Origin of the sequence: Actinomyces sp. (assembly GCF_030530635.1) — a bacterium.
Taxonomy (GTDB): domain Bacteria; phylum Actinomycetota; class Actinomycetes; order Actinomycetales; family Actinomycetaceae; genus Actinomyces.
In genome coordinates, this window is sequence record NZ_JAUMUL010000046.1 from 21,016 (window position 1) to 29,158 (window position 8,143).

The window sequence follows — 8,143 nt, forward strand, 5'->3', positions numbered from 1 at the left end:
ATGAGGTGGATCGCCGCCCGTTGTTTGGTTGGCGGCCGCTGTAAGGCCTCGCACCACGAACACGAGTTGTCTGCACGAACACGGGTTTGCGGCCATGAACACGCGTTTTGGAGTTTTGCACGTGTAGAACCCGTGCAGAAGGCCAAAACGCGTGTCTTTGACGGCTTACTCGTGTCTGACAGGAGGACTCCTGCGCCCGGGCAACGCCGGCCGCAGGGACTCGCCTAAGAGGCAAGGCCCTCCGGCCAGGAGCCCCACAGCCGGCCCCCCTGCAATGACGGCACGCACCCTCCGGAGCACAAACCGATACCTGGCGCGACGGCACGGGCAGGTTCATTCGGCTCTTCCGGTGTGAGGGTGTGTTGGTGGGGTTGGGGTGTGTGGCTGTTTGCGCTTCGGTCGGCGGACCCGCGCCGGGCCTTACTCGGACCGCTCAGCTCTGCTTGGACCGCCCTAGACGCAGTCTCAGGCGGTCCAACGGGGGGAACGCGGTCCAAGTAGGGGACCCGTCCGTCCGCGGCCCGCCGTTGGCGCCGAATCCCGTGCGCGGCGGCCCAAAATGTCCTGAATCGGCACAAAGGCCGTCGGTGACTGCTGGGGCCGATCTGGAGACCGCATGATTCCAACGTTCTGCCTGCGGCCGCCAGAGACGTCGGAGTCGTTTGTGCCTATTTCGGACATTCCGCCCAACCGCGGGACACCCGGACACATCACGCCCCCCGAACCGGCGTGGCTGATGACGCCTGATCATCGTGCGTGCACCGCCTCCAGCCAATTCACCTCGCCATGCACGGTGGTAGCGATTGCGTCGAACTCGGCCGCGTCCACGTCCCCGGCCGACTGAGGCGTTGGCGTGAGCAGGAGCGTATGGGGGACGGCCGACTCTCAAGCGGGCCAAGAGGCTACGGAGCCGGTTCGTTGGCGGCCGCACGGGTCGCCGTCGCCGGCGAAGTTCGCCCAGATCGAGCCTATATCGCGCGACAGTACCCAGGCTTCGTCTCCTCCGCCGTTGAGACCGCGAGCCGCGTCCACATTGCCGAAGGCGAGAGCGACGTCTAGCTCGTGCGTAGACATGTAGATGCCGTCGTCCACCGGGGTGCGCCAAGTGATGCGGTAGCGCCAGGTGGGTGCACCGCCGTGTGCCTGCGCCCAGGCGACTCGTCTCTGAACCACAGTGCGTGTATGGACACAGAAGGCCAGGTCGGAGGCGGCCCGGAGCGCCAGTTCGTAGGGGTCGGCGTTTGGGTGCGAGGCGTGCAGGGCCGCCAGGAACTCCTCCGCCATCTGCCCGCCCAATGCGGCTGTCAATGCCCGGCGCAGTCCACCGAGCCCCTGCGCCTTGAGTTCGTCGTGACTTTCTGCGAGGAACAACGCTGCCTCGGTGTCTAGATCACCGACTATTGCAGGCACATGGGCGGACAATGCCAACGCGCCAGGCGCGAACGGGGCGCAGGGCAGTGTACTTCCGTCGATGACCGGGGAGAAGGTGGTCATGGAAATGCCCACGGCGTCGAACGAGGCACGCATGAAGTCCTGGATTGGGAGCCCGGCAGCTCAGTGGCGGACCCATCTTCGGGAAGTCCGGCGCAGGCACGTAACCGGCGTCCGGTCTGCAGAGCGTCGTCGAGCGGACGCGCCAGCGTGGTGGCACTCGAACACAATACGGCGCGGTGGAACAGTCCGGCCGCGGACGGCATGGCCATGAGAATGGAGATCTTCATGGCCCCGCCGCTCTGGCCAGCCACGGTGATCCGCGAGGCATCGCCGCCGAAGGCGGCGATGTTGTCCCGTACCCAGGTCAGCATCGCCACAACATCGAGCATGCCGACGTTGCCGGATGCGGCGTAGGGGGAGTCCGGTTCCGCCGTTGGATCAACTACCTGCGTGTAGCCGAGCGCCCCGAGTAGGTGGTTGAAGGCGACCACCACCAGGTCGTGCTCGCCGGCGAGATTACCGCCGTCGATGGAAGGCGAGGAGCCCGAGTTGGAGGAGTATGCGCCCGAGTGGACCAAAACGAGTACCGGCCTGTCCGATCGGTGTCGGCTCCGTAGCGGATGCTCTTGAAGGCGGCTACGCCCTCCGCTACCCGTCCACGGACCGGCCCATGGATGGTAGGAACGACTACGGAGCTGTACATTGCCGCTCCTTCCTTTCAGCTCTCCATCCATTCGGCCAGAGCGGCCAGGGAGTCGAACATGTCGTCGAACAGCAGCCGGTTGTCGATGCGCCGGTAGCGGCGCATCGGGCGGGTGTTTTGCGGATACCGGTAGGTGCCGTCGTCGGCTATACGGGGCGTGGGAATCACGTCGTAGTAGGAGGAGGCGGCGTCGGGCTCGAAGGTGGTCTGCAGCGAGGACAGCAGCACGAGCGGCTGGTCGCCGAGCACATAGGTGGCCCCCGGGTGCGCCATGCCCGAAACCATCTCGCGCACCTGGTTCAGCTCATCCAGCAGGTAGGTGCCGACTCCTCCCGCGCGGGCGCAGCCACGGCGAATGGTCGGCATGGACACGGTGGCAGAGCGGTACACATCGCGCGGAATCTGCCAGATGCGGGCCTCGGTGTCGTTGAAGACGTAACGAGCGCTCGCCGCGTCGAGAGCCAGGTTGTACTCCATATCCGTGCCGCCCTCGGGCACGTATGCAAGTCCGGGGTGCTCCCCGCCGCCGATCCAAATGAGCGTCAGACGCTCGGCGATGGCGGGTTCAGCCTTGAAGGCGCGGGCTACGTCGCCCAAGGAGCCACCGGCGACGAGGAACAGGGGACGGTCATCGCCGCGCATTGCTTCGTCGACTATGAATCGGGAGGCCGCGGTGGGGCCGTCGTAGGCGCCGAAGCCGCGGTCATCGCCGTCGTACAGGTCGACGCCGGTAACGCCCATCGTGGCCAGCAGGGTCTCGACGCGTTCACGGCCGGCACGTACGGAGGAGTCGGTGCGGTTCCACGGATCGTCCTCGCGCAGACGGGAGATGACGACGCCGCGCACCTCGGTGCCTTCAACGAGCAGGTGGTGGGCGAGGGCGAACAGGTCGTCGGGGTCGCCGGCGAAGTCGTTGTCGATGATTACGCGGGTGCGGGCAGTCACGCCGGGAAGCCGGTCGGCCTCGGCGAGCCAGGGGAGAGAACCGGGGGTCCAGGTCTTAGAGGCGGCGGTCATTGTCTTGCTCCTTTGCAATAGGGATCGAATCACACGGTATTGGGTGTCGGTGGGTGGGGGGTGGCGGCACCGATCCGGTCGGACCGATGCCGCCACCCGCGGTCACTTGACCTTGCGGACCGGAACAATGGCCACGGCGCTGATGGCTACGGCGATCACCGCCGTGATGAAGATGCTGGAGTAGCCTCCGGTGCGGGCTACCAGCTGGCCGGCCACGAAGGGGGCCAGCATCTGGCCGATGTTGGAGGCCACGTTGGCCACGCCCAGGTCACGGCCGGCGGCGTCGGGGTCGGGCAGAACGTCAATGAACAGGGCGACGTCAACCGCCATATACATGCCGTAGGCCGCCGCTAGGAGGATGTAGAAGAAGTAGTACATCGGCAGCGTCGGGAACAGCAGGGGGACCAGCATGTCCAGGGCGATGACCACGGAGGCGCCGATGACGAAGGGCTTACGCCGCTTGGCCTTGTCGGAGAGCTTGCCCGCGAAGGCCAGCATGAGGAGTTGCACCGGCAGGGCAGCGAGCGACAGCGTGGCCACGATCGTGTTCGCCTCGGCGGCGGTGTGGGCGGGGCGCAGGTGGGACTGAATGATGTACAGGTTGTAGTTGGTGACCGCGGTGTAGCCGAAGAACATCATGAACCGGGCGATCCAGACCCAGCGGAAGTCGTGGTCGCGCAGCGGGATCAGGAAGCCCTTGAAGAAGGCGATCCAGTCGAAGGGGCGCAGTTCCAGGTCCTTGGAGGAGCGGTCCTTGGCGAAGGTGACGAAGATCAGGGCGCCAACTACGACGGCGATGGCGAACACGAAGTAGGCATCCAGGCCCAGTGAGTTCATGAGAACGCCGGCAACCACGGAGCCGCCGGTGAAGCCGGCCATCATCCCGATGCCGGACAGGCCGGAGACCGTGCCGGTCTTCTCGGTGGGGATCCGGTCCGCCACCGTGGTCGACAGGGGGGCCTGCATGAAGTTCAGGGAGACCTGGGCCGTGGTCCAGAATACGGTGAGCATTAGTACGGTGGTGGAGTAGCGCAGGCCGATCATGAAGGCCGCTCCGGCAACCGCTCCGGCCACGATCCAGAAGGCGCGCCGGCCCCAGCGGGAGCGCCAGCGGTCGGAGATGACGCCGACGATGGGCTGGGCGAACAGCGTGAAGAAGGAGCCGACGATCATCATGTTGGAGATCGAGGAGGCCCGAGCGGCCTCGTACTGCTTCAGCAGGTCCAGCAGGTGCGCCTGTTCGGAGGTGGCGGTGACCGTGCCGGCGTTGACGTCATTGGCCAGGTTGGTCAGCTCGGTTAGCTGGTCCAGGGTGGTGACGGTGGTGCCCGAGAAGTAGTGCTGGAACTCGATCGTCTGCACGGTGTTGGGCAGCAGGATCGCCGCCAGCGCCGAGTAGCAGGCGTACAGGAAGACGCCGGCGATGACGAAGGAGATCAGGTACTGGTAGTACGGGCGCCCGCCCAGATACTTGGCGGAGGTACCGGGGCGCGTGGGTTCCTCCAGTCGAGGGTCAGTGCTTGTTGACATGCGGCTCCTTCGCTCGTGTGTGCCGGCCGCCACGCGTGCGTGGGCTGACAGCACGGGGCGCGTAGTCGGTTTCCGACCGGTAGGTGTATTCAATCGTGAATGAATACGCGACGTCAAGGGGCCTAGGTATTGGCGTCAAGGGCGGTTCGCTCGGGCAAGACAGCCCCTGGACTGCTCGGTATGCGGCACGGGCGGAGGGCTTGGTCTCGAGGAGCGGTTCGCTCGGGCCTGACAGGGGCCCGGCACCCTACTGGGGCCGGGCTCTGGACTTGGGGCGCGGCTTTGCGCTGGGACTGTTTGCGGGCACGTTAGTTGATGATGTGCGGATGGGGGGTGCGCATGGCCTTGGCTTCGCGGATGCGTTGCAACCGGCGCATCCGCGCCGCTCTTCCGCCGGTTCGACGTCCGCCGCCGCGCGTCCCCAGGGATTCGATTTCGGGGTTCAGGCAGAACACGTACTCGGCGGCCACCTCCTCGGGCGACTCCTGATAGCCGCCGCGGATCCAGGTGTCGATGAATCCGAACAGACCGTAGGTCTTGAAGCGGCGCAGGTACTGTGCGCGGCGCGCGGACACCGGGGAAGCGTCGGCAGTTGTGGCGCGGTCGGCGGATCCTTCGCCGTCGAACACCTCCAGCACCACCCTGAGCAGGATGCTCTCCAGGCCCGCGCCATAGATCGTGTCATTGATGCTCCGCACCTGTAGGCAGAAACGGGACAGGGCTATAGCGTTCGAACGGTCGTCCTCCTGGTCGTACCAATGCCGTGCCGCGAAGTCCTGCCAGGCGGCGCGGTACTTGTATGCCAGTACCTCCTCCTTGGAGGAGAAGTGACGGAAGTACGTCACCCGCCCCAGCCCGGCATGCCGGGCGATCTCGCTGGCGCTGATCTTCTGCAGTGGCTTGCTCGCCATGAGTTCCAGCAGGGCGTCGCCCAGGGCACCCTTGATCGGTGCCGTGGAGTCATTGAGTTGTGCCATGTTGACCTCCAGGGATCGGTCGATGCGGCGGCGCGTCCCTTGATCACCCGCAGGGACGAGGCAGAGCGTTCCCAGTTCGCAATATAGCGAGCCTCCGGGGTCGGACACGCCCAAACGCACCGGTTTGATCACAGGTGAATCCGCCCTCGGCTCAACCGCGGCGGGCGAGACGGTGTGATCACGGCGAGACCGGCGTGGGACAATAGTTGCCTGTCGGCCCTGAAGACATCGGTCAAGAGAGAGGTACCCCGGGAGGCGGCTGTGGTCAAACGGAGGCGGAAGGACAAACGAGCGGCCAAGAGGCGCCCCGTGGCGCCCGATGAAGCGGCTCCCCCAAGCACACCTGAACCGGTGGTGGTGTCGACGCCGGATCAGGCCCGTGAGCTCGCCGCCCTTCTCCTGCGCAAGGATCGTCGGACCGCTGTAGCCGTGGTGTCCACTCCGGCGGGAAGTGAGCAACCGCTCATCGACGCCGCCGCCCTGGCCCGCTACGGGCGCGGAGTCATCCCGGTCTATGTGCTGGTCACGGGACGCGCCTCATTCGCATTCGCGGATGCCATGCCCGACTACACACAGGTGTACGGCGGCGCAGGCCGGATATACACGCCGGATCTGGACTGGATCACTGATTGGAGCCGTTCCAGGCTGTTCCTGGTGCATGATCCCGAGTCCGGGCGCCGGGCGACCGATGGTTTGATCGGAGAACTCGCCCGAGCGCTGCCCCGTGAGGAGCGGCTCGCGGTGACGCGGGAGTTCAAGGGGACTGTCAAGATGCTTGTCCCTCCCTCCCGTGCGCTGGTCGAAGGAGACGGTGAGGACTCAACGCTGGCAACGATATCGCCGGAGGACTCCGTGCCCGCGCTCGATGTGACCATCGGCCAGCTCGTAGCCGAGGGTCAGCACGTCGAAGGCACGCGCGACGTCACGACCGGCTACCTCGATGTCTCGGCGAATGTCCTACCGCCAGAACGTGCGCTGGACGGACTGCGGGTGGGAGAGGTTGTCCTGGTGCGGGTGTCTGCGATGACACCTGACGAGCTGATCGTCGAGCCGTATCCGCGAATGGCTGTGCGCATTCCCAAGGCCCGTGTGACTCCGAATCCCTTCGACAGTCTGGATGACCTGTTCTGGATCGGTGCGGTGGTGCGCGCCCGCGTCGAGACCATTGAGGACGGGCTTTCGCTGTCCATGGATGATGTCGACGACGACGAGCAGGTACGTGCCGCACCGAGCCTGCTTCCTGGAGGGCCCCCCTGGTTGGAGGAGACGGGAACCGCCGCCTGGGAGGGCGCTGACTACATAGCCGGACAAGAGGTTGACCTGGCCGAGGAGGAGCCGCATCCATCGGGTGACATGACCCGCCCGGACGTCGTCTCGACCGGTGCTTCTGCCGAATACGTTCAGGGTGACGGCGGCTCGGCGCCCTCGCCCCTGGCTGTGGGTGGGATAGCCGAGGGAGATGCCCGGGGGCGGCGCATCATTGAGCTGGAACGCAGCCTGGCGGGTGCGCGTGAGAACCTGGCGCGGCTTGCGGACCGCCTGGAGCGGGAACGCGAACAAGTCGACCAACTCCGCATGGAGCTGTCGCTGACCAGGCAGCTTCACCGCGAGGCCACCCACAGCGTGACGCAACTGACTGAGCGGCTTCAGCACTCCATGTCGCAGCATCGCAGTGCCTCCCGCAAGCTTGCGCGGCATGAGTCAGAACGAGACGGAACGCGGGGCGCAGCAGCCGAAGGGGAGCGATCCCTCCGCACCGAGCAGGCGCTGTTCCTCGACCCTGAGGATCAGCTCCGCCATGAGATCTATCTGGCCTGGGCGCAGTTGACTCCCGCGCAGGACAAGAAGCAGTGGCCGCTTCCCCCGGAGTACATTGTGAGCCCCGGTTTCATCGAATCATTGAACTCGTTGGAGGGGGTGGACCACGAGCGGGTTCTGCGAGTGGTGGTTGAGGTGCTCACCGGGCGGGTGAAGGATATTCCGGCGCGGCAGCTGCATCGGCTGCGTATGGGTACTCACAGCGGGCAGGTACGTATGCGTGAGGACGGTGCGATCGCCTTCCGCGTGGCTGTACAGGTCAAGACTCCTTCGGCGCGGAGGCTGCACTTCTGGCGGTTGCCCGATGGACGCGTGGAGTTGATCGATGTGGCCGTACACGATCACATAGACGTCTGATCGTGAGGGAGGCGGCGGAGAGGTTTTCGGTGGTCGGTGGCCGGCGCTCCCGCGGGTGGGCGGGGCGCCCTTGGTTACGTGCCGAGGTCGGTAGAAGTTACGTGCTGAGATCGGCGAGCCGTTGGTGGGTGGTGGTAGTGGCGTGCCGGGTTCGGGGCTTGGCGGTTTGGCCGGGTGGTGACGTGTTGTGCCCGGTGGTGAGGTCTGCGAGTCGGGGTCGCGCCGCCGGGGCGGGCACGCCACCGTGATGCAGGAGCCTGTCAAGTTTTCTGTGTAAGCGGGTTGTTGCTTACAGGTAGGGGCGGAT

The 8,143-nt window shown here is 65.8% G+C and carries 6 protein-coding genes; 1 reads left to right on the forward strand and 5 read right to left on the reverse strand.

Annotation, left to right across the window (positions count from 1 at the left end):
• Nucleotides 1-885 precede the first annotated feature (885 nt).
• The 5 genes from Q4A20_RS10660 to Q4A20_RS10680 all read right to left on the reverse strand — a co-directional run bounded on the left by Q4A20_RS10660 (nucleotide 886) and on the right by Q4A20_RS10680 (nucleotide 5,661).
• The gene (locus Q4A20_RS10660) at nucleotides 886-1,527 is read right to left on the reverse strand and encodes a carboxylesterase family protein (protein ID WP_303122808.1); all 642 of its coding nucleotides are present in this window, start codon (nucleotides 1,525-1,527) and stop codon (nucleotides 886-888) included.
• Nucleotides 1,491-2,168 (reverse strand): carboxylesterase family protein, encoded by a 678-nt coding sequence (locus tag Q4A20_RS10665; protein WP_303122809.1) that lies wholly within the window; start codon nucleotides 2,166-2,168, stop codon nucleotides 1,491-1,493. The genes Q4A20_RS10660 and Q4A20_RS10665 overlap by 37 nt, the downstream gene beginning before the upstream one ends.
• Nucleotides 2,153-3,154, reverse strand: coding sequence for a nucleoside hydrolase (locus tag Q4A20_RS10670; protein ID WP_303122810.1), 1,002 nt, complete (start codon nucleotides 3,152-3,154; stop codon nucleotides 2,153-2,155). The genes Q4A20_RS10665 and Q4A20_RS10670 overlap by 16 nt, the downstream gene beginning before the upstream one ends.
• Before the next feature lie 102 nt (nucleotides 3,155-3,256).
• Entirely contained in the window at nucleotides 3,257-4,684 is a 1,428-nt protein-coding gene (locus Q4A20_RS10675) for an MFS transporter (RefSeq protein ID WP_303122812.1), read from the reverse strand.
• 308 nt (nucleotides 4,685-4,992) lie between these two features.
• A complete protein-coding gene (locus Q4A20_RS10680) occupies nucleotides 4,993-5,661 on the reverse strand; it encodes a TetR/AcrR family transcriptional regulator (protein WP_303122814.1) in 669 nt (222 codons plus the stop codon).
• Nucleotides 5,662-6,012: 351 nt separating this feature from the next.
• On the opposite strand from Q4A20_RS10680, the gene Q4A20_RS10685 reads away from it, so the two are divergent.
• On the forward strand, nucleotides 6,013-7,836 hold the full coding sequence (locus Q4A20_RS10685) for a hypothetical protein (protein ID WP_303122816.1): 1,824 nt from the start codon (nucleotides 6,013-6,015) through the stop codon (nucleotides 7,834-7,836).
• Nucleotides 7,837-8,143 lie beyond the last annotated feature (307 nt).